This is a genomic window from Saccharopolyspora hirsuta, assembly GCF_008630535.1.
GTDB classification, from domain to species: domain Bacteria; phylum Actinomycetota; class Actinomycetes; order Mycobacteriales; family Pseudonocardiaceae; genus Saccharopolyspora; species Saccharopolyspora hirsuta.
The window spans coordinates 1-20,728 of the sequence record NZ_VWPH01000003.1 but is presented as its reverse complement, the minus strand read 5'-3'; the positions used below and the strand labels follow the sequence as shown (position 1 = coordinate 20,728).

Here is a 20,728-nt window from a genome sequence, read left to right as displayed (position 1 = left end):
CACCGCCACGCACAGCGAGGCGCTCATTCCTCCGGTCAGTCGCCTGCGGTGTTGCGGCGCCAGTAGGCGAGGGCGTAGAGGCGGCGGCGGTCCAGGCCCAGCTCGCGCTGGCAGTGCTCTCGGAGTTCGTGCACCACGTCGGCCTCGGCGCCGATCCACACGTGCGGGTTCGGGCCGAGGTCCGCCGCGCGGATCGCGTCGACGAGCAGGGTGCTCTGCTCGGCGGGGACGCCGTCGCGGTGCAGCCAGTTCCACTCCACCTGCGCCGCGGAGTCGATCGACTGCTCCTCCGCGGCGTCGGCGACCTCCGCGAAGACCCGCACCTTCGCCTCGGCGGGCAGCTCCTCCAGGATCGCCGACATCGCGGGCAGCGCCGTCTCGTCCCCGACCAGCACCAGCGGGTCGGCGTCGGGCTGCGGCTGGTACGCGGGGCTCGGGCCGACCGTCACGATCTGGTCGCCCGGGGCCGCCTGCGCCGCCCAGGTGCTGCCCGGGCCGTCGTGGTCGTGCACCACGAAGTCGATCGCCAGCTCCTGCCGCTGCGGGTCGAACCGGCGGACGGTGTAGGTGCGCTGCCGGGGCTGCTGCTCGCGGGGCAGCGCGAACACCTCGGCGCGGGTCCGGCCCAGCGGCATCGGCTGTCCGGGCTGCGCCAGGCACAGCTTGATCCGCTGGTCGCTGCCGTTGCTGACGAAGTCGGCGAGCTCCTCGCCGCCGAGCGTGACCCGCACCATCCGCGGGGTGACCCGCTCCGCGGCCCGCACCTCCAACAGCCGGTACCGGGATCGCGCGCGTCTGGTGCTCACCTGCGTGTTCGTCACGCAATCGAGTCTAAGAACCCCCACCTCGGCCCCGCCCCCGGCTCCGCACAGCAGTGCGGGCGCCTCCGGTCCGGAAGCGCCCGCACTGGTCGGTCACGGTGGGAAGATCCCCGGCGGGATGCCGGGCGGATTCGGTTGTTCCGGTGGCTGCTCCGGTGGTCGCTCGGGCGGTCGCTCCGGTGACGGCGGCGGTGGCCGCTCCGGGGAGGGCGGCGGGACGTAGCCGGTGCTCACCGAGATCGTCACCGTCTCGCCCGGCAGCGCGAACCCGCGCGGCGTCTGGCTGACCACCAGGCCCCGCTTGCGCGGGCTGTTCACCGAGCGCTCCTGGACCTTGTAGCCCGCCTTCTCCAGTGCTTCGCCAGCCCGGTCCGAGCTCATGCCGACCACGTTGGGCACCTGGAACTCGTCGCCGCCGGTCTCGTAGCGCTTGGTGGTCGGCGGCAGCGGGGCGACCGGTTTGCCCTCGTGGATGGGCTTCATCGCGTCGAAGAAGGTCCGCGCGGGCACCTTGCCGCCGTAGATGTTGCCGCCGTTGACCCCGCAGAGCCGCGGCGGGTCGCTGTCGCAGATGCCCTGCGGCGAGGTGCCGTCGCTGAAGGTCAGCACCGCCCCGGCGTACTGCGGGGTGGCGCCGAGGAACCCGGCGGACTGGTGCGCCTCGGTGGTCCCGGTCTTGGCCGCCAGCGGCCGGGTCCAGCCCGCCCCGGCGGCCGCCGCGGCGGCGGTGCCGCCCGGCTGGTCGTCGCGGCTCATGCCGACCGCCAGCGCGTTCGCCAGCCCCTCGTCGACGGCCTGCTCGCACGGGTCCTCGGTGATCGACACCGGGTTGCCGTTGCGGTCCAGGATCTGCTCGATCGGCGTCGGCGGGCACCACGTGCCGCCGCTCATGATGGTGGCGGCGACGTTGCTGAGCTCCAGCGGGCTGGTCGGCGCGTACCCGAGGGTGAACGCACCGATGTTGTGCTGCTTGACGTAGTCGGCCTGCGAGATGCCGTTGGCGCTGTTGGGGGCCACCGGGTCGCCGAAGGCGGTGTAGTTCTGCAGCGTCTGCCGCATGCCGAGCCGCACGGCCATGTCCACCGTCTGCTCCAGCCCGGCGCGCTCCTGCAGCGCGACGAACGCGGTGTTCGGCGAGGTCGCCAGGGCCATCTGCAGGGTTCGCGGGCCCGGCCGCACGCCTTCGGCGTTGCCCACGGTGTAGGGCGCGGTGCCGTTCTTGTAGACCGACGAGGTGTAGGAGCCGGGGGACTGGATGGTGTTGTAGATGCCCATCCCCTTCTCCAGCGCGGCGGCCGCGGTGAACACCTTGTAGACCGACCCGGCGCCGAACTTGACCACTCCGCTGGGCAGCGCGTACGCGGTCTGCCCCTGCGAGGCGTCCAGGCCGAAGTCCCGGTTGGCCACCAGCGCCCGGACGCGGTGCTTCTCCTTGCCGGGCTCGACCACGCTCATCACGTTGGCGATGCCCTTGGTCGTCTTCGGCACGCCCCGCTCGGCGGCGGCCTTGGCGGCGTCGGTGGCGTGCTTGTCCAGCGTGGTGCGGATCGTGTAGCCGCCGGTCTTGAGCTGCTCCTCGGTGAACCCGGCGCGCTCCAGGTAGTCGATGACGTACTTGCAGAAGAACCCGTCGGCCGGTCCGGCGCCCACGCAGCCGTTGGGGATGCCCTGCAGGGGCTGGACCAGGCCGAGCGGCGAGTTGCGCGCCTCCTCGGCGGCCTCCGGGGTGATCCGCTGCTGGTCCTCCATCGCCTTGATCACCAGGTTGCGGCGGTCCATCGCCTCGGTGGGGTTGCTCTCCGGGTTCAGCGCGCTGGGGCTGTTCACCATGCCCGCCAGCAGTGCGGCCTGCGCGATGGTCAGCCGGTCCGGGGTGGTGTTGAAGTAGGTGCGGGAGGCCGCCGCGATGCCGTACGCCTGGTTCCCGTAGGGCACCACGTTGAGGTAGCGGGCGAGGATCTCCTCCTTGGAGAGCTGCTTCTCCAGCTGCAGGGCGATCCGGATCTCGCGCAGCTTGCGCGCCGGGGTCTGCTCGATGGCCTTGTGCTGCTTCACCGGGTCACCGGCGGCGACCACGTGCACCAGGTAGTTCTTCACGTACTGCTGGGTGAGGGTGGAACCGCCCTGGGCGATCGAGCCGGACACCTGGTTGGTCACCGCGGCGCGCACCGTGCCCGCCCAGTCGACGCCCTGGTGGTCGAAGAACCGCCGGTCCTCGATGGCCACGATGGCGGCCTTCATGGTGTCGGCGATCTGGTCCGGCGCGGCCGGGGTCCGGTTCTGGTCGAACAGGTACGCGATCGGCCGCCCGTCCTTGTCTGTGACGGTCGTCACAAGAGGAGGTTCCTTGGTCATCAGGTCGGCGGAGATGCTGTTCACCGCATCGCTGGCGCGGTTGGAGACCACGCCGAGTGATCCCGTTACCGGGAACAACAATCCGGCGACCAGTACGCCAGCCAGCACACACAGACCGAAAAGCTTCAGCAAGCCGTCCCGGACACGCACTTCGCCAGCCTAAAACGGAACCGGTTCGTGACGGAGTGTCACGGGCGAAGTCCGCCCGATGTGATGAGTTCGAAAGATAACGGAGCGACAACCCTTGGTTGGTTGTGGAACCGGGGGGCTCTACAGTCCGTCTACGTCCAGCGACAGCACTGCTGCGGCCGAGCGTACCGCCGCAGCATCCGGTGCCGGGGGGCTCCGGACGAAATACGGTCGCCGACGATCCAGTGAGGAGCTGGGGGAACTCTATGTTCGAGCAGGGGGACTGGCGGGTCAACGCCGCTTGCCGTGACCAGAATCCGGACCAATTGTTCGTCCGCGGAGCCGAGCAGCGCAAGGCGCGAATGGTCTGCTTCGGCTGCCCGGTGCGAACCGAGTGCCTCAGCGAGGCGCTCGACAACAAGATCGAATTCGGCGTGTGGGGCGGAATGACGGAGCGGGAGCGGCGTGCGCTGCTGCGCCGTCGGCCCGATGTCCGCAACTGGCGGGAATTGCTCGAAGCGGCCCGCCGGGAATACGTCGATTTCGACGAGTACCAGGTGAGCTAGTCCATTCGGGGCGGGGCCGGGCAATTCGCCGCGCGGATTGCCCGGCCCCGTTACCCGTTATTCACCGGCCAGTCGCCGGCCGATCTCCCGCAATCCCGCCAAATCGTGCACATCGGACGGAAGTGCGGGAACTCCGACCAGCGCCACTTCCGGGTGCGCTCGGGTGAACCGGGCCAGCAATCGCTTCTCCCGCTCCGCGACCGCCACCCGATCGGCGTGCACCCGGAGCACGGCGGACGCCAGCGGCGCGGAACCGCCGGACTCGATCTCCTCGGCGACCGCGGTCGCGCGCGCCCCGGCCAGCCCGGTGAAGACCGGGTGCGTCCGGTTGGCCACCAGGCCGACCAGTGGCATCTGCTCCCCGGCCAGCCGCTCCACGAAGTAGGCGGCCTCCCGCAGCGCGTCCGGCTCGGGCGCGGCGACCACCAGGAACGCCGTGCCGGGGGAGCGCAGCAGCCGGTAGGTGTGCTCGGCGCGCTCCCGGAACCCGCCGAAGGTGGAGTCGAAGGCCTGCACGAACCGGGCGGCGTCGGCCAGCAGCTGCCCGCCGATGACCGTCGAGACGGCCTTCGCGAAGATCCCGAACCCGGCGCCGACGATCTTGCGCAGGCCCTTGCCGCCGACCCGCGCCGGGCTGGACAGCATCTTGATCAACCGCCCGTCCAGCACGGTGGACAGCCGCTGCGGGGCGTCCAGGAAGTCCAGCGCCGACCGGCTCGGCGGGGTGTCCACCACGATCAGGTCCCACTGGCCGGAGGCGGACAGCTGCCCGAGCTTCTCCATCGCCATGTACTCCTGCGTGCCGGAGAAGGACGTGGAGATCGTCTGGTAGAAGGGGTTGTTCAGGATCTGCTCGGCGCGTTCCCGCCCGGCGTGCGCGAGCACCATGTCGTCGAAGGTGCGGCGCATGTCCAGCATCATCGCGTTGAGGTCGCCCGCCGGTTCGAACCCCTCCACCACCACCTGCTTCGGCTGGTTGCCGAGTTCGCGCAGGCCGAGCGCCTGGGCGAGCCGCCGCGCCGGGTCGATGGTGAGCACCGCGGTCTTGCGGCCGCGCTCGGCGGCGCGCACCGCCAGCGCCGCCGCGGTGGTCGTCTTGCCCACGCCGCCGGAGCCGCAGCAGACGATGACGTGGGTGTTCGGGTCGTCCAGCAGGGCGTCGACGTCGACCTGCGCGGGCCGCAGCGGTTCGCTCATCGGGGGCTCCGGATGCCGTGTTCGGTGAGTATCTCGGCCAGCTCGTAGAGCTCGGCGACGTCGATCCCGGCGGTCAGCTCGGGCAGCGCGACGGTGGGCAGGTCGGTCTCGCCGAGCTGGCGGCGGGCGCTCTCCTCGGCGCGCACCCGGATCGCGTGCTCGATCGTCTCGTGCACCAGCCCGTCCAGCTCGTCCTCGTCGACGCGCAGCCCGGCCGCCTCCAACCCGGCGCGGACCTGGTCGGCGTCGACCTGGCCCTCGGCGGCGGTCGCGACGGCCGAGGCGGGCAGCCGGTTGGGGCGGACCCGGTTGCACAGCACCCCGCCGGGCCGCAGGTCGGCGGCGTCGAGCTCGGCGACCGCCTCCAGGGTCTCCCGCACCGGCAGCTCTTCGAGCAGGGTCACCAGGTGCACGACGGTGTCGCTGGAGTGCAGCAGCCGCACCACGCCGTCGCTGTGGTCGCGGATCGGCCCGACCTTGGCCAGGTCCGCCATCGCGCGGGTGACGTCCAGGAACTTGACCACCCGCCCGGTCGGCGGCGCGTCGACGACCACCGCGTCGTAGACGTAGCGGCCGTGCTCGTCGGTGCGGCCGACGCACTCCTTGATCTTCCCGGTGAACAGCACGTCGCGCAGGCCCGGCGCCAGCGTGGTGGCGAACTCGATGGCCCCCATCTTGCGCAGCGTGCGTCCGGCGAAGCCGAGGTTGTAGAACATCGACAGGTACTCCAGCAGCGCGGCTTCGGCGTCGATGGCCAGCGCGCGCAGCTCGCCGCCGCCGGGCGCCGCGGCGATCCACTCCTCGGCGTAGGGCAGCGGCGCGGTGTCGAAGAGCTGCGCGATGCCCTGGCGGCCCTCGACCTCGATCAGCAGCACCTTGTGACCGCCGGTCGCGAGCGCGAGCGCGAGCGCGGCGGCGACGGTGGTCTTCCCGGTGCCGCCCTTGCCGCTGACCACGTGCAATCGGGCCTGATTCAGTTCCCCGTTCCAGTCGGTCACGCGATCAGCGTAGGTCCCGGGATCCCGAGATGTCTCCGGGTCGCACCCCGACGCAGCTCGGGGACCCGGCACCGCCACGCGGAACGAGTTCGGTGCAGGGCCTTAAGCTGCCCGCATGCAGAAGTGGGAGTACGCGACCGTGCCGCTGTTGATCCACGCGACCAAGCAGATCCTCGACCAGTGGGGGGAGGACGGCTGGGAGCTGGTCTCCGTGCTGCCCGGTCCCACCGGTGAGCAGATGGTGGCCTACCTGAAGCGGCCGAAGGAGGCCTGACATGGGGCGCTGGACGGATCGCCTGGCGGAGCTGGGCATCCCGCTGCCGGAGGTGGTGGCCCCCGTCGCGGACTACGTGCCCGCGGTGCGCAGCGGGTCGCTGGTGTTCACCGCCGGTCAGGTGCCGATCGTGGCCGGTGAGGTCGCGGCGACCGGCAAGGTGGGCGCGGAGATCAGCGGTGACGAGGCCAAGCAGTACGCCCGGATCTGCGCGCTGAACGCGCTCGCGGCGGTGGACAACCTGGTCGGGCTCGACTCGGTGGTCCGGGTGGTCAAGGTCGTCGGGTTCGTTGCCTCGGCCGAGGGCTTCACCGGGCAGCCCGCGGTGGTCAACGGCGCCTCCGAGGTGCTCGGCGAGATCTTCGGCGACGCGGGCAAGCACGCCCGCTCCGCGGTGGGCGTTGCGGAGCTCCCGCTCGGCGTCCCGGTCGAGGTGGAGCTGGTCGTCGAGGTCGAATGAGACGTTCCAGACCCGACGTGCGCGGCGTCGCCCTTTTTTCGGGTGACGCCGCGTTTTGTTCTCGGCACGTCGGGTGATCCGCGACGTTTTTCGGTGGCTGGGCCGCGAACTCGTGACGGCGACCAGTACGCTGTGATCACCCCGTGATTGAGTTCGCCGGAACCGGTTAGCCCAAACGGGGGATGATCAATTCGATTGTGTTGCGGAACGGTCGTTCAAGGGCTTGATTGATCCGGCCGACGCGACCAAGGTTCACCTGGACGGGTGTAACTGGAGCCGGGGGGCGGCGGGCGACACCCGCATCGACGGAGACGAGGCTGGAGGGGGCCGACGTTGGCGGTGCGTGAGAACGAGCTGCTGTGCCACGAATTGCTGCTTCGACTCGCCGACCGGTTGCCCGACCGGCACCTGTGGCGCTTCCGCGACTGGCTCGCCGGGGACGCCGCGGAGGTGATCGCGCAAGTCCTCCCGGGGACGCTGGTGCGCGAGCGGATCGGCCTCGAGGACGCCGAGCACCGCCTGCTCGCCGAAGCGCTGCTCCCGCTGGGCGCCGACCCCGCGGTGGTCAACGCTGTCCTCCCCGCCGACCCCGACACCGCCCCGCAGCACGCGTTCACCGCCGAGAGCCCGGGCGACCCCGTCGCCGACTCCGCGCTCCTCGTGCTCGGCGCCACGCTGCGCGGCCGACCGGGCGTCCGGGAGGTGCGCAGCAGCTGGCGGACCACCGGAGGCGCCGGAACCGCGAAGCTGGTGCTGCTGGTGACCGCATCCGCCGACGTCATCGGTCTCACCGGGGAGATCCAGCGCGTCCTGCGCGCGCTCGGCGAACCCGAACCCCGCGTCGAAGCGCTCCCGCCGGAGCAGGAACCGACCGCCTACCACCGCGCCGCGCTCGCCGAATCGGCGCTGGTGTGCGCGGGAGCCGAAGAACTCGCCGGTCGTCGTGGTTGAGCGACCGACATCCGAAGGAGGCAACGTGGTGCACGTGGCTGAGGGAGCTGGCCCCGAGGACCGGCTGCACAACCTCTTGCTGGCCATGGCCGGGCGGGTGGACGACGACGGGATCAACGCGGCCCGCGAACTGCTCGGCGCCGGGCTCCCGGCCGCCGCGGCGGAGTACCTCACCGGCTGCCTGATCGCCGGCCGCATCCCGGTCAACACCACCGAGCAGTACCACCTGCGGCGCTCGCTCGACGAATCCCGCTCCGCGCAGACCCTCGCCGACCGGCTGCACGTGGTGGACGCGGTGCCCGTCGGCGAACACCGCTTCGGCGAACCCAACGAGGTCGACGCGGACCTGGTCGCGGCGCTGGCCCCGATCACCGGCCGCCTCCAGGGCCTGCGCGGGCTGTGGTGCGCCGCCCGCACCACCCCGGCGGGCGTCAGCTACGGCGCGGTGCCGCGCCGCATCCTCCTCGCCGAGGTCGGTGCCGACGGCTCCACCTCGGCAGTCGCCTACCAGCTGCTGGAAGCCCTGCGCCGAGCCGGTCTGAACTGCTCGGTCGAGGTCTTCGACAGCGGCACCGAACTGCCGGAGTACCACCGCGAAGCCCTCGCCGCCGCCCACCGCGTGCACCTGGACGCGGCCCCGGCCGAACAACCGGCCCCGGCCCGCCCCGCGGTCGAAGAGCGCCAGGCGGAGCCGGAACCCCCGGCGGAGCAGCGCGAAGCGCCCGCGGCCGCCGCGCCAGCGGCACCCGCCGCGGAGCCGCGCAGCGAGCAGGGCGAGCGGCGGCACAGCGCCGAACCGCAGCGCGAGGCGGAGCCGCAGCGCGAGGAGGCCCCGGCGCTCGCGCGGAGCGCCGAGGCGGCAGCCGAGGGGCCGGGGATGCGCGTCCCGGCGGCGGTCGACGCGAAGCTGACCGACCGGGAGCGCAACCTGCTGCGGAAGCTGCACGAGGAGCTGGCCCAGCGCGAGCAGGACCGGACCACCGCCCCGCCGCGCCGCCAGAACGGGGCGAACAACGGCGAGGAGGGCTGGACGTCGACCATGCCGGGCGGCACGGGCGGCTTCCCCCCGATCGGCGCGGCCCCGGCCAACAACCAGGCCTACGCCCCCCAGCAGCAGCGCTCCTGACCCGCGGGGTCGCAACTGCTCACGTATCACGACCTGCGGAAACGTCGCCGCGCGGGCTGGTCAGCGGGCCTTCAGGACGTCGGCGAGGACTCGCTGCAGGTGGAGGCCCCGGTGGACGCCGCAGGGGTGGTCCACGCGCTTCTCGCGGATCATGACCAGCAGGTTGTCGAGCAGCTGCGCGTAGCACTCGCGGGCCGCCGTGCGGCGACCGGTCAGCGGGGCGCACCCGTGCTCGCCGTACACCGCGAAGTCCACCAGCGACGGCTGCACCGGCATGCGCAGCGAGAGGGCCAGCGTGCTGGTGGTGCCGCCCTCGTGGCCGAACACCAGCTGCCAGAGCCCGTCGGCGCCGCGGTCGGCGAAGTGCACCTCCTCGATGTCGCCGAGCGCCGCGTCGAGCAGGTCGATCGCGTGCGGGCCCGCGTCGATCAGCGCGCCGTCGTCCTGCTGTCGCCACGCCGAGGCCGCGTAGTCGCCCGCCAGCAGACCGCCCGCCAGCCAGCGACCGGTCGCGCCCTGCAAGGTGCCGAGCTCCGGCAGCCCGGCCAGCCACCGCTGCACCTCCGGGTCGAACCGGCGGGTCAGCATCATCAGCGCCGCCACCCCGGCCCCGGTCACCGCCTCGACGATCGCTTCTGCCCCGGCCGGGTCGTCGGCCAGCGGCTTCTCCAGGACCAGGTGCTTGCCCGCGCGGGCCGCCCGCGGCGCGAGCTCGGCCTGCACGGCGGGCGGGACCGCGAACGCCACCGCGTCGACGGAGTCGAGCAGCTCCTCGAAGCTGCCGACGGCCTCCGCGCCGTGCGCCTCGGCGAGGGCCTCGGCCGCCTCGGACCGCCGCGCCCACACCGCCGCCAACCGAGTTCCCCGGTGCGCCGCCAACCCGGGTGCGTGCACCCGGTGCGCCCAAGGTCCAGCTCCGATCACGCCGACCCGCAATGCTTCGCTCATGCCGCCAATGGTGCCGATGCCCCAACCCGGTTACGGCAATCGGGGGTGCGCCCAAGGCGCCGGCAAGCCCCGAGCTGGCGTCGGTTTTGCCTGGAACTGACACCCCACCACGCCCAAAACGCCTGGCCAGTTATAGACAAAACCGCCGACCTTGCCGGGCACAGACCCGATCCCCACCCCACCGCACCTCAGGGGACCGTGACGCAACCCAGCCACAAGAAACCCCGAAAACGCAAGATCGCCCCAAAACGTCACCACCGCTGAAGATCGCGGAGAGGCGGTACTGCGAGGCGGTACTGTGTCCGGCATGGTGCTAGATCCCGGAGATCGGTCCCTGCCAAGGGGATTCGTCCCCGAAATGCCTGAGGGCCGACCGGTGGCGCCTAAGGACGCGGCGACCGTGATGCTGGTCCGGGACGGTTCCGCGGGACCCGAGGTCTTCCTGCAGAAGCGGGTGAAGGGCATGGCCTTCGCCGCCGGGATGACCGTCTTCCCCGGCGGCGGCGTCGATCCGCGCGACGCGGACGTCTCGGTGGCCTGGCACGGGCCCGGGCCGGACTGGTGGGCCCAGCGGTTCGGCTGCTCGCCGGAGACCGCGCGGGCGCTGGTGTGCGCGGCCGTGCGCGAGACGTTCGAGGAGTCCGGCGTGCTGCTCGCCGGTCCGGACGCGACGACGCTGGTCGGCGACACCGGCCACTACGCCGCCGCGCGCGCCGGGCTCGTCGCCCGGGACCTGTCGCTGGCCGAGTTCCTGGCCGGTGAGGACCTGGTGCTGCGCGCGGATCTGCTCCGCCCGTGGTCGAACTGGGTGACCCCGGAGCGCGAACCGCGCCGCTACGACACGCGCTTCTTCCTCGCCGCGATGCCCACCGGCCAGCAGGCCGACGGGGGCACCTCGGAAGCGGTCGCCGCGTACTGGGCGACGCCGCAGCAGGCGCTCGCGGACTGCGCAGAGGGCCGCAGCCACCTGCTCCCGCCGACCCGCGTCACGCTGGAGGAGCTCGCCGAGCATCGCAGCGTGTCAGCTGCACTGGAAGCCGAGCGAACCCTGTCGAAGATCATCCCGAAGCTGGTCGAGCGCGACGGCCGCTGGCACGTGCTGCTCCCCGGCGAGCCGGGATTCGAGGAGGCGAAGTGACCGAGCACCCCGCCTACGCCACGCTGCGACCGGTCACCCGGTACGCCTCGGTCCTGCTGGCCCGCAACCCGTCGCCGATGACCCTGGAGGGCACCAACACCTGGGTCGTGGGCGAGCCCGGCGCGACCGGCCGTGCGGTGATCGACCCGGGCCCGGAGGACGCCGACCACCTGCGCCGCGTCGCCGACCACGGCCCGGTGTCGCTGGTGCTGCTGACCCACCACCACGGCGATCACACCGACGGCGTCGAGCGGTTCGCAGAGCTCACCGGCGCTCCGGTGCGAGCCCTGGACCCGGCGCTGTGCCGTGACGCGGAGCCGCTGCGCGACGGCGAGGTCGTCGAGGCGGGCGGCGTGGAACTGCGCGTGCTGGCCACCCCGGGTCACACCGCGGACTCGGTCTGCTTCGCGGTGGAGCACGACGAACCGGCGGTGTTCACCGGCGACAGCGTGCTCGGCCGCGGCACCACGGTGGTCGCCCACCCGGACGGCCACCTCGGCTCCTACCTCGAATCGCTGCGCCGCCTCGCCGACCTCCCGGAAGGCCTGCGGGTGCTCCCCGGCCACGGCCCCGAGCTCCCGGACGTCCGAGCGATCGCGACGCACTACCTGCAGCACCGCCACCAGCGCCTGGACCAGGTCCGCGCAGCCCTCGCCGACCTCGGCCCGGACGCCACCCCGCGCCAGGTGGTGGAGCTGGTCTACGCCGACGTGGACCGCTCGGTCTGGCCAGCGGCCGACCTCACGGTCCGCGCCCAGCTCACCTACCTCCGCGAGACCGCGTAGCTCAGACCCCGGCGAGGGAGACGTCGTCGCGGGTGGGCAGGAGCGTGCGGCGGCGGAGCCAGAGGACCGCGGCGAGGACGACGCCGACCGCGCTCGCGGTCAGGAAGGACGCCGCCGGGCCGCTGAGCTCGACCAGCTGGCCGCTGACCGACTGGCCGATGGCCGCGCCGAGCGTCACCGAGGTGACCACCCAGCCGAACGCCTCGGTCGCGGTGCCCTCCGGGGCGGCGATCTCGATGGCCATCGAGTGCGCCGTGGACTGCGGGGTGATCAAGCTGCCCGCGACCAGCAGCGCGAGGCACAGGCCCCACAGCGTGGCGGGCAGGGCCAGCAGCGTGATCAGCCCGGCGAAGCCGAGCAGCAGGGCGGGCAGGCGCAGGTGCATCGGCCGCGGCCAGGGGCGCAGGCCGTAGAGGACGCCCACGACCACCGAGCTGACCGACAGCACGCTCAGCAGCAGACCACCGACCGTCGGGTAACCGGCCTCGACCGCCGCGGCGGGCACGCCGACCTCGATGAAGCCGATCAGGGTGCCGAAGCCCAGCGCGGCCAGCGCCACCGTCCGCATGCCCGGGCTGGCGATCGCGCCGAGCAGGCTGGTGCGGCCCTGCTTGGGCTCCGGCCGCTGGGCGCGGGCGGCGCGCGTGGAGGCGAAGCCGACGCTGCCCAGCACCATGCACGCCGCGCCGACGACGACCCCGGTGCCCGGCCACGGCATCGCGACCATCAGCCCGGCCAGGCCCGGCCCGAGGATGAAGAACGTCTCCATGCTGATCGCCTCGTAGGAGTACGCGGCGTTGCGCGCCGGGCCGGGCGGCAGCAGCTCCGCCCACAGGGCCCGGGAGGCCGGCCCCACCATCGGCTCGCTGGCCCCGACCAGGAACGCGAGCCCGGTCATCAGCGCCACCGGGGCGTGCAGCTCGATGGCCGCGACCTCGAAGGCCACCAGCACCGCGAAGATCGCGGACATCACGTAGAGCGGCTTGGTCGGCCCGACCCGGTCCATGATCCGGCCCTGCGCGACCGATCCGCAGGCGACGCCGATCAGCGCACCCGCCGAGACCAGGCCCGCGGCGGCGAACGAACCGGTCTCGCGCTGCACGTAGAGCATCAGGGCGAGGCCGACCATGGCGATCGGCAGGCGGCCGAGCAGCGAGGTGATGACCGGCCCCCGGGCACCGGGTGCGGTCAGGGCGGTGCGGTAGTCGGCGAGGGAAGCGGATTGGGACACCCGTCCAGTATCGCGATAGTGGTACTCCGGTACCAAACTGCGCGCGGGTAATTCGGCTCACCTGGGACAAGTGGGGACTTTCGACCCGGTCCGCTGAGCGCCGGGGCGCGGCACACTGGCAAGTGGTTAGCCGGAACGGGTGAACTCTGCAACCGAGTTCTGGCTGGCTGCGTCCTGGAAGGTGAGAGGGCCTTGCTGGCGGCACCCGTCGTCCAGCATCGTCGAGAAAAGCTTTCCTCCGGTGTCGAGGATTCGGGGCCGACGCATCGGAGGATCGGGGGAGCGTGGTTGGTCGTCGGGGGATTAACCACGCACATGTGAAGGGGCTGGAGCGCCGCGTCGGGGGTGGCGCCCGGCCCCTTCACATGTCCGGCGTCAGTCGCAGCCGCCGCCCGAGTCGCCGCCACCGGAGTCACCGCAGCCGAAGCCGCCGCTGTCCCAGCCGCCACCGCCGTCGTGGAAGCCGTCACCCCCGCCGACCCAGCCGCTGCTGCGGCGGTGCGGCGGCAGGACCGGCTTCTCCACCGGACCGCTCGGCCGCTTGATCGAGATCGGCTGCTTGGCACGGCGCTCCGCGCGAACCGCCCGGGCGTGTTCGAGCTGCTCCTCGCGGGCGCGATCCCGCCGAGCGCTCCGCCGGTCCGCCACGATCGCGACAAGCAGCGCGGCCAGCGCGGCCGCCCCGAGGTATCCGATCCAGTGCACGCCCCGCCCCTCTCCTCAGCTGATCACCGTCCTACCAGCCGAGGCCGCTCCTGGGGAGGGGAGAACTACCGGCTTCCGGGCGCGCAAAAACGCGCGTCGACTGAAGAATCCGGGAGAAGGTCCCGGATCCGTCGGCCGACGCGCGTCGTTCGCGCGCGTTGCGGCGTTCCGGTCAGCGGGCGCGGCGCGCGAGCCGCTCCGGGTCGAGGATGAGCACGCTCTTGCCCTCGAGCCGCAGCCAACCGCGGTGCGCGAAGTCCGCCAGCGCCTTGTTCACGGTCTCCCGAGAAGCACCGACGTACTGCGCGATCTCCTCCTGCGTCAGGTCGTGGGTGACCCGCAGCAGGCCCGCCTCCTGGCTGCCGAAGCGCTGCGCGAGCTGCAGCAGCGCCTTGGCGACGCGGCCCGGAACGTCGGTGAAGATCAGGTCCGCCAGCATGCCGTTGGTGCGCCGCAGACGGCGGGCCACCACGCGGAGCAGCTGCTCGGCGATCTCCGGGCGGGTTCCGATCCACTGCCGCAGCGCGGAGCGGTCCATGCTCAGCGCGCGGACCTCGGTGACCGTGGTCGCCGTCGACGTCCGCGGTCCCGGGTCGAAGATGGACAGCTCGCCGAACATGTCCGACGGCCCCATGATCGCCAGCAGGTTCTCCCTGCCGTCCGGGGACTTGCGCCCGAGCTTCACCTTGCCGGACTGAATGATGTAGAGCCGGTCACCCGGCTCGCCCTCGGCGAAGATCACGTGCCCGCGCGGGAACTCAACCGGTTCCAGCGACTGTGCCAGGGCCTCCGCCGCGGCCGGCTCCACTCCTTGGAAGATGCCGGCCCGGGCCAGGGTCTCGTCCACCTCGTCCCTCCATGTTGAGACGCGGCGGCTTGCTGTGGTGCCGGACCCGCGTGCGCGCGTCTGGCGGTGTGCCGCCGATCACTACCAGCAATTCTAAGACTGGTCGCGCGAACGGCGAGTACGCAGCCTACCGGCGCGTCCCACCCTGCGAAGCTGGAACAACTCCAGCGCTCGTCCAATACCTTGCCGGAACAGCGCCCGCACCTCGTCGGGGCGGGCGTTCTCCAGCAGCTCTTCCACCTCGTTCTCCTGCACCGCCACGTGCCGCAGGCGGGCCTCCACGCGCTCCATGAAGAGCGTGAAGAACATGATCACGAGCGGCACGACGATGACGAACCAGGCAGCCACCATGATTTACATCCTCACGCATGCCGTCGAGCAGGGTGCAACCGGGGTCGGGTTGCCGGGTGGGCGCGTTGGTACGGCCACCGTCCGCGTCGGCCGGATCCGTAGTCTGGTGGGGTGTCGGATCTGGCTCGAACCAAGAAGACCAAGCCCCGCGCGGGCGGTGAAACCCGGCTGGGCCTGGTGAGACGAGCTCGCCGAATGGTGCGAGCCCTCGCCGAAGCCTATCCGGACGCGCACTGCGAGCTGGACTTCGACACGCCGCTGGAGCTCGCCGTCGCGACGATCCTGTCCGCGCAGTGCACCGACAAGCGGGTCAACGAGGTCACCCCGGCGCTGTTCGCGAAGTACCCGACGGCCGCCGACTACGCGGGCGCCGACCGCACCGAGCTGGAGGAGATGATCCGCTCCACCGGCTTCTACCGGAACAAGGCCGCGTCGCTGATGGGGCTGGGCGCGGCGCTGGTGGAGCAGTACGACGGCGAGGTGCCGTCGAAGCTGGAGCAGCTGGTCAAGCTGCCCGGCATCGGCCGCAAGACGGCCAACGTGATCCTGGGCAACGCCTTCGACGTGCCGGGCATCACGGTGGACACCCACTTCGGCAGGCTGGTCCGCCGCTGGGGCTGGACCGCCGAGGAGGACCCGGTCAAGGTCGAGCACGCGATCGGCGAGCTCATCCCGCGCAAGGACTGGACGATGCTCTCGCACCGGGTGATCTTCCACGGCCGCCGCGTCTGCCACTCCCGCAAGCCCGCCTGCGGTGCCTGCCTGCTGGCCAAGGACTGCCCGTCGTACGGGCTCGGGCCGACCGAACCGGCCGCCGCGGCCAAGCTGGTGCGCGGCCCGGAGGCACCTCGGCTGCTGGAGCTGGCCGGGGTGGTCGAGGAGGTCCCGGAGCGCACCGTCGAGCAGGCCGCGGCCAAGGAGCCGGTGGCGTGAGCGCCTTCCGGACCGAGATCCGCTGGACCATCGTCGTCCTGGTGCTCGCGGTGCTGGGGGTGATCGCGCTCTGGCCGCGCGACGCCGAGCAACCCGCGAACACCGCCGCACCTGCCTCGCCACCTGCGGCGAAGCCGGTCGACCCGGCGCAGCGCGCCGCTGCGGCGCTGGAACCCTGCCCGAGCGGGGAGGGTGCTCCGGCGCAGCTGGCCGGGGTCACCGGCAGCTGCCTGGCCGACGGTTCGCGGGCGGACGTCGGCGCGGCCGTGGCCGGGGAGCCGACGTTGGTCAACGTGTGGGCGACCTGGTGCGGACCGTGCCGCACCGAGCTGCCCGCGCTCCAGGCCTACGCCGAGCAGCCGGGCGCCATCAGGGTGCTCGGGGTGCAGGTGCAGAGCGATCCCGGCGACGGTCTTGACCTGCTCGCCGAACTCGGCGTTCACTTCCCCAACGTGCATGACGGCGACAACCGCATCCGGGCCGCGCTCAAGGCGCCCAACGTGCTCCCGATCAGCTACGTGGTGACCGGCTCCGGCGAGGTCCGCCGCATCGACCCGCCGATCGCGTTCGAGACGCCGGACGAGGTCCGGGCCGCCGTCGAGCGCACGCTGGGGGCCCGGTGAGCCCGAAACTGCTCGTCGACCCCGCTGAGCTGCCCGGATGGCTGCGACCGCTGGTCGAGCGCGCCGCCGAGCTGGACCCGGGGCACTTCGGCTGGCCGCGCGAGAACCCGCCCGCGGAGGCCCGGCCCGCCGCCGTCCTGGTGCTCTTCGGCGAGGGCGAGAGCGGCCCGGACGTGCTGCTGCTGCGCCGCGCCGACGGTCTGAACTCGCACCCGGGCCAGGTTGCCTTCCCCGGCGGCTCGCTCGACGATGTTGATCGCGGACCGGTCGACGCCGCCCTCCGCGAAGCCGTCGAGGAGGTGGGGCTGCGGCCGGAGGGCGTTCGCCCGCTGGTGACCCTGCCCGAGCTGCACGTCCCGCACAGCGGTTTCCGGGTGACCCCGGTGCTCGCGCACTGGGCCGAGCCCTCGCCGGTCGCACCGGTCGACCCCGGGGAGACCGCCGCGGTCGCGCGGGTGCCGATCTCCTGGCTGACCGACCCGGCCAACCGGCTGCGGGTGGAGCTGACCGGGCGGCACGCGGGCCCGGCGTTCCTGGTGCCCGGCATGTTGGTGTGGGGGTTCACCGGTGGACTGCTGTCCGGGTTGCTCGACCTGGCGGGGTGGGCGCGCCGCTGGAACCGCGCCGACGTCCGGGAGCTCGACGAGGCCTGGCGGGCCGCGGAGGAGGCCGAGGACATCGGGTTCGGGCGTGCTTGACCGGTCTGAGACCGTAGTGCGGTCTGATCGCCGGGTGGAGGGGTGAGCGGGTGAACTGGGTCGACCTGCTGGTGGTGCTGCTGGCACTGCTCGCCGCAGTGTCGGGTGCGCGGAGCGGCCTGGTCACGGCGTTCTTCTCGTTCCTCGGCGTGTTCGTCGGCGCGGTGGTCGGGTTGAAGGTGGCCCCGCTGCTGCTGGACCGGCTGGACAGCCCGGTGGCCCGCCTCGGCTTCGGCGTCGGCATCGTGGTGCTGCTGGTCGCCTTCGGCGAGACCTTCGGCATGTGGGCCGGGCGCGAGCTGCGCGACCGGATCACCTCCCGGCGGCTGACCGGCGTGGACAACGCGCTGGGCTCGGTGCTGCAGTTCGTGGCGGTGCTGGTGGTGGCGTGGCTGGTCGCGCTGCCGTTCACCTCCGCGTCCGCGCTGCCCGGCCTGGCCGCCGCGATCAGCCGGTCGAAGGTGCTCAGCGCGGTCAACTCGGTGATGCCCGACTCGGCCCGGCAGCTGCCGAACGACCTGCGCGAGATGCTCGGGGTGTCCGGGTTCCCGCAGGCCCTGGAGCCGTTCTCGCAGACCCCGGTGGCCGAGATAGCGCCGCCGGACCCGGCGCTGGCCAGCAGCCCGGTGGTGCGCGAGTCGCGGGCCAGCGTGGTGAAGGTCCGGGGGCGCGCGACGTCCTGCGCGCGGGCCCTGGAGGGCACCGGGTTCGTGATCTCGCCGCACCGGGTGATGACCAACGCGCACGTGGTCGCGGGCACCGACCGGGTGGCCATCGAGATCGGCCGCGGCCAGTTCGACGCCGAGGTCGTGATGTACAAGCCGGACGTGGACGTCGCGATCCTGTCGGTGCCGGACCTGGACGCCGACGCGATGACCTTCGCGCAGGGCGAGGTGCCCCCGGGCAGCGACGTGATCGCCCTGGGCTACCCGCTGGACGGCCCGTACACCGCGTCGGAGGGCCGGGTCCGGGAGCAGATCAGGCTGCGCGGCCCGGACATCTACGAGGCGCAGACGGTGGTCCGCGAGGTGTACACGGTGCGCGGCAAGGTGCAGAGCGGGAACTCCGGCGGCCCGCTGATCGACCCCAGCGGCAAGGTGGTCGGCGTGGTCTTCGGCGCGGCGGTCGACGACCCGGAGACGGGCTTCGCCCTCACCGCGGCGGAGGTCGCCGACGAGGTGGCCGCCGCCCCGCGCCTGACCACCCCGGTCTCCACCGGCAGCTGCACGAGCTGACCGGGGGCACCTCTTCGACCTCGGCCGCGCGCGGAGGACCGCAGTTTCAATTGAAACTGGAACTTCCACCCACGGCCGACCGCAGTTTCAGTTGAAACTGCGATGCCGTGGGCCGACGGCCCGCCGGTCAGGTCGCTACCCGGGGGCGGACGTGAAAACGCGCCGCACCTCCGGGTGGGGGTGCGGCGCGGTCGGGCGTCTTACGCCGCGGGGGTCGCCTCTTCGTCCTTGTGGCGCTTGGCCAGCTGGGACGTCTCCTTCAGCGACTTGATGGTGCGCTTGGGGGCCTTGATCTTGCGGACCCGCAGGTAGCCGAGGAAGGCCAGGAAACCGGCCACCACCAGCATCAGCAGGAAGGTGATGCCGAACGCCGCCCACCGCCACAGCCCGAGCTGGGCCAGGCCCTCGGCCAGCGTGAAGAACAGGAAGAACATGCTGAAGCCGAGCACGGCCAGCGCGAGGATGAAGTAGACGCTGCCCTTGACCGCCTTCTTCACCTCGCCGGCGAGCTCGGTCTTGGCCAGCTCCACCTCGGATCTGACCAGTGTGGACAGGTGCGTCGTGGCATCGCGGACCAACGCGCCGACGGACTGGCCGTCAGGAGCAGTGCCCTCCTCGGACAGCGGGATGGACGTGACCGCGGTCCACCCCGCACCGTCACGGCTGCCGTTGGTGCTGTTCTGGGCGCTGTTCACGTGCCCCATCGTGCCACGCGCGATCAGCGGCCGACCGGGCGACTCGCGGTGCGTTACCCGCGAGTGACTTCTCCGGGGTTTCCAGGCCCGTTCTGCGGGGCGGTCAGGATTCGGCGTTGGCCTCGTCGTTCTTGACCTTGCGGCCTCGGCGGAAGAGCATCGCGGCGGCGACCAGGGAGGCGATCGCGGAGGCGATCAGCACCGCCGCCTTGGCGCGCTCGGCCGCCGCGCCCTCCAGCGAGAGGTCGGCGATCAGCAGGCTCACCGTGAAGCCGACGCCGCCGAGCATCGCCAGCGCCGCCATGTCGCTCCACCGCACCGAGGTCGGCTTCGCCCCGATGCCCAGCTTCACCGCGAGGAACGAGCTGCCGAAGATGCCGACCAGCTTGCCGACCACCAGGCCGACGATGACCGCGATGGCGACCTTGTCCTCGCCGATCGCCGCCAGCGCTTCGCCGTCCACCGGCACCCCGGCGGCGAAGAACGCGAACACCGGCACGACCAGACCGGCCGACCAGGGCTGCAGTCGGTGCTCCAGGCGCTCCGAGGGCGAGGCCTCCTCGTCCGGGTCGCGGCGGACGCGGGTGAGCAGGCCGAGCGCGACACCGGCGATGGTGGCGTGGATGCCGCTGGTGTGCACCGCGACCCAGACCGCCACGGCCAGCGGCACGTACAGGAACGGGCTGGTGACGCGCTTGCGCTGGAGGTACCAGTACACGACGCACAGCACGACGGCGGCGAGCAGCGCGAGCACGCTCAGGCCGTCGGTGAACAGCACCGCGATCACGACGATCGCGCCCAGGTCGTCGACCACGGCCAGGCTGAGCAGGAAGACCCGCGCGGCGGTGGGCATCCAGGAGCCGGTCAGCGACAGCACGCCCAGCGCGAAGGCGATGTCGGTGGCGACGGGGATGGCCCAGGCGGCGTGCGCGCCGGGCGCGCCGTGGCCGATCGCGAAGGCGAGCACGGCCGGGACGATCATGCCGCCGAGCGCGGCGATCACCGGCAGCATCGCGCTCTTGCGGTTGGACAGCTCGCCGACCACGAGTTCGCGCTTGAGCTCCAGCCCGGCGACGAAGAAGAAGATCGCCAGCAGGCCGTCCTTGGCCCACTCGCCGACGCTCAGGTGCAGGTGCAGGGCTTCCGGCCCCAGCTCGAAGTCGCGGACGGCCCGGTAGAACTCCGACAGCGGGGAGTTGGCCATCAGCAGCGCGATCGCGGTGGCCGCGAGCAGAACCATCCCGCCGACGGTTTCGGTGCGCAGATAAGCGCCGAAGTCGAAGTTCTTGGCCGAGGTGGGCGGGGACTGGTTGTGGTCGGCTTTCGACACGCGAGGGCTCCGATCGCGGATAGCACGGACTACGAACGCCGACCAGACTTCCCGGCACACCTTTGACGAAAGCCTAACATCCGCACCGCGGATGGTTGCCGTGCGAAACGGTCCTGGAGTGTCGTCTTCGCAGGTCAGAAGGGTCCTGCCGAACGATCTGACAGGAACTTCACGTTCCTGTTGACAGCAGCAGGGGCGCCCTCCGGGGTTGGGAGGGCGCCCCTGTGTGTGGTGTTGGGTCAGTCGTCGTTGCTGGTCTTGAGGCCCTTGGAGATGAGGTCCATGACGCTGGAGTCGGCCAGGGTGGTGACGTCGCCGACTTCGCGGTTCTC

The 20,728-nt window shown here is 72.1% G+C and carries 22 protein-coding genes; 11 read left to right on the top strand and 11 right to left on the bottom strand.

All coding sequences use genetic code 11. The features are described from left to right. Positions 1–35: 35 nt before the first annotated feature. Both F1721_RS06180 and F1721_RS06175 read right to left on the bottom strand, forming a co-directional pair. The gene (locus tag F1721_RS06180; protein ID WP_246154343.1) at positions 36–821 is read right to left on the bottom strand and encodes a siderophore-interacting protein; all 786 of its coding nucleotides are present in this window, start codon (positions 819–821) and stop codon (positions 36–38) included. A 93-nt stretch (positions 822–914) separates the two neighbouring features. Then, positions 915–3,326, bottom strand: coding sequence for a transglycosylase domain-containing protein (locus F1721_RS06175; RefSeq protein ID WP_170301381.1), 2,412 nt, complete (start codon positions 3,324–3,326; stop codon positions 915–917). Between the two features lie 245 nt (positions 3,327–3,571). On the opposite strand from F1721_RS06175, the gene F1721_RS06170 reads away from it, so the two are divergent. Further along, complete coding sequence (locus F1721_RS06170) at positions 3,572–3,871, top strand: WhiB family transcriptional regulator (protein WP_150065600.1); 300 nt, start codon at positions 3,572–3,574, stop codon at positions 3,869–3,871. Between the two features lie 57 nt (positions 3,872–3,928). Here F1721_RS06170 and bagB read toward each other — a convergent pair whose 3' ends face one another. Beyond that, the gene (gene bagB, locus F1721_RS06165; RefSeq protein ID WP_150065599.1) at positions 3,929–5,068 is read right to left on the bottom strand and encodes an ATPase BagB; all 1,140 of its coding nucleotides are present in this window, start codon (positions 5,066–5,068) and stop codon (positions 3,929–3,931) included. Beyond that, complete coding sequence (gene bagA / locus F1721_RS06160; protein WP_150065598.1) at positions 5,065–6,066, bottom strand: ATPase BagA; 1,002 nt, start codon at positions 6,064–6,066, stop codon at positions 5,065–5,067. Before bagA ends, bagB begins: the two co-directional genes overlap by 4 nt. 115 nt (positions 6,067–6,181) lie before the next feature. Here bagA and sp36 point away from each other — a divergent pair, with 115 nt between their 5' ends. From sp36 to F1721_RS06140, 4 genes are all read left to right on the top strand, one after another. After that, the gene (gene sp36, locus F1721_RS06155) at positions 6,182–6,340 is read left to right on the top strand and encodes a Sp36 family protein (protein ID WP_093157991.1); all 159 of its coding nucleotides are present in this window, start codon (positions 6,182–6,184) and stop codon (positions 6,338–6,340) included. Between the two features lies 1 nt (position 6,341). Continuing rightward, positions 6,342–6,800, top strand: coding sequence for a RidA family protein (locus F1721_RS06150; RefSeq protein WP_150065597.1), 459 nt, complete (start codon positions 6,342–6,344; stop codon positions 6,798–6,800). Between the two features lie 333 nt (positions 6,801–7,133). Continuing rightward, positions 7,134–7,751 (top strand): hypothetical protein, encoded by a 618-nt coding sequence (locus tag F1721_RS06145; RefSeq protein ID WP_150065596.1) that lies wholly within the window; start codon positions 7,134–7,136, stop codon positions 7,749–7,751. A 34-nt stretch (positions 7,752–7,785) separates the two neighbouring features. After that, complete coding sequence (locus tag F1721_RS06140) at positions 7,786–8,877, top strand: hypothetical protein (RefSeq protein WP_246154340.1); 1,092 nt, start codon at positions 7,786–7,788, stop codon at positions 8,875–8,877. A gap of 60 nt (positions 8,878–8,937) precedes the next feature. Here the strand turns inward: F1721_RS06140 and F1721_RS06135 are convergent, their stop codons facing one another. Next, positions 8,938–9,825: a Gfo/Idh/MocA family protein gene (locus F1721_RS06135; protein WP_150065595.1), complete on the bottom strand. Its 888-nt coding sequence runs from the start codon at positions 9,823–9,825 to the stop codon at positions 8,938–8,940. 307 nt (positions 9,826–10,132) lie between these two features. Between F1721_RS06135 and F1721_RS06130 the strand changes: the two genes are divergently transcribed. Further along, entirely contained in the window at positions 10,133–10,963 is an 831-nt protein-coding gene (locus F1721_RS06130; protein WP_170301380.1) for an NUDIX hydrolase, read from the top strand. Next, a complete protein-coding gene (locus F1721_RS06125; protein WP_150065593.1) occupies positions 10,960–11,748 on the top strand; it encodes an MBL fold metallo-hydrolase in 789 nt (262 codons plus the stop codon). Before F1721_RS06130 ends, F1721_RS06125 begins: the two co-directional genes overlap by 4 nt. Position 11,749: 1 nt before the next feature. Here the strand turns inward: F1721_RS06125 and F1721_RS06120 are convergent, their stop codons facing one another. The 4 genes from F1721_RS06120 to F1721_RS06105 form a co-directional block, all read right to left on the bottom strand. Then, complete coding sequence (locus F1721_RS06120; protein ID WP_150065592.1) at positions 11,750–12,979, bottom strand: MFS transporter; 1,230 nt, start codon at positions 12,977–12,979, stop codon at positions 11,750–11,752. Between the two features lie 375 nt (positions 12,980–13,354). Beyond that, the gene (locus F1721_RS34325) at positions 13,355–13,684 is read right to left on the bottom strand and encodes a hypothetical protein (protein ID WP_170301379.1); all 330 of its coding nucleotides are present in this window, start codon (positions 13,682–13,684) and stop codon (positions 13,355–13,357) included. Positions 13,685–13,856: 172 nt separating this feature from the next. Further along, on the bottom strand, positions 13,857–14,531 hold the full coding sequence (locus F1721_RS06110) for a Crp/Fnr family transcriptional regulator (protein WP_093156348.1): 675 nt from the start codon (positions 14,529–14,531) through the stop codon (positions 13,857–13,859). Positions 14,532–14,624: 93 nt separating this feature from the next. Further along, on the bottom strand, positions 14,625–14,879 hold the full coding sequence (locus F1721_RS06105) for a hypothetical protein (protein WP_029535541.1): 255 nt from the start codon (positions 14,877–14,879) through the stop codon (positions 14,625–14,627). Between the two features lie 198 nt (positions 14,880–15,077). On the opposite strand from F1721_RS06105, the gene nth reads away from it, so the two are divergent. Genes nth through F1721_RS06085 form a run of 4 tightly spaced genes read left to right on the top strand, consistent with a single transcriptional unit; the run spans position 15,078 to position 18,371 of the window. Then, entirely contained in the window at positions 15,078–15,815 is a 738-nt protein-coding gene (gene nth, locus F1721_RS06100) for an endonuclease III (RefSeq protein WP_246154551.1), read from the top strand. Beyond that, on the top strand, positions 15,812–16,438 hold the full coding sequence (locus tag F1721_RS06095) for a TlpA family protein disulfide reductase (RefSeq protein ID WP_150065590.1): 627 nt from the start codon (positions 15,812–15,814) through the stop codon (positions 16,436–16,438). The genes nth and F1721_RS06095 overlap by 4 nt, the downstream gene beginning before the upstream one ends. Then, entirely contained in the window at positions 16,435–17,136 is a 702-nt protein-coding gene (locus F1721_RS06090; RefSeq protein ID WP_150065589.1) for an NUDIX hydrolase, read from the top strand. The genes F1721_RS06095 and F1721_RS06090 overlap by 4 nt, the downstream gene beginning before the upstream one ends. 50 nt (positions 17,137–17,186) lie before the next feature. Next, positions 17,187–18,371 (top strand): MarP family serine protease, encoded by a 1,185-nt coding sequence (locus F1721_RS06085; RefSeq protein WP_150065588.1) that lies wholly within the window; start codon positions 17,187–17,189, stop codon positions 18,369–18,371. A 200-nt stretch (positions 18,372–18,571) separates the two neighbouring features. Here F1721_RS06085 and F1721_RS06080 read toward each other — a convergent pair whose 3' ends face one another. Next, positions 18,572–19,075, bottom strand: a complete 504-nt coding sequence (locus tag F1721_RS06080; protein ID WP_150065587.1) for a phage holin family protein — start codon at positions 19,073–19,075, stop codon at positions 18,572–18,574. 94 nt (positions 19,076–19,169) lie between these two features. Beyond that, positions 19,170–20,396, bottom strand: a complete 1,227-nt coding sequence (gene nhaA, locus F1721_RS06075; protein WP_150065586.1) for a Na+/H+ antiporter NhaA — start codon at positions 20,394–20,396, stop codon at positions 19,170–19,172. Positions 20,397–20,728 lie beyond the last annotated feature (332 nt).

Bases quoted from the DNA above. Each gene is read 5' to 3' on its own strand.
- nth (WP_246154551.1), top strand. From the start codon at position 15,078: ATGGTGCGAGCCCTCGCCGAAGCCTATCCGGACGCGCACTGCGAGCTG.
- F1721_RS06170 (WP_150065600.1), top strand. From the start codon at position 3,572: ATGTTCGAGCAGGGGGACTGGCGGGTCAACGCCGCTTGCCGTGACCAG.
- sp36 (WP_093157991.1), top strand. From the start codon at position 6,182: ATGCAGAAGTGGGAGTACGCGACCGTGCCGCTGTTGATCCACGCGACC.
- F1721_RS06130 (WP_170301380.1), top strand. From the start codon at position 10,133: ATGGTGCTAGATCCCGGAGATCGGTCCCTGCCAAGGGGATTCGTCCCC.
- bagB (WP_150065599.1), bottom strand. From the start codon at position 5,068: ATGAGCGAACCGCTGCGGCCCGCGCAGGTCGACGTCGACGCCCTGCTG.
- F1721_RS06080 (WP_150065587.1), bottom strand. From the start codon at position 19,075: ATGGGGCACGTGAACAGCGCCCAGAACAGCACCAACGGCAGCCGTGAC.
- F1721_RS06135 (WP_150065595.1), bottom strand. From the start codon at position 9,825: ATGAGCGAAGCATTGCGGGTCGGCGTGATCGGAGCTGGACCTTGGGCG.
- F1721_RS06150 (WP_150065597.1), top strand. From the start codon at position 6,342: ATGGGGCGCTGGACGGATCGCCTGGCGGAGCTGGGCATCCCGCTGCCG.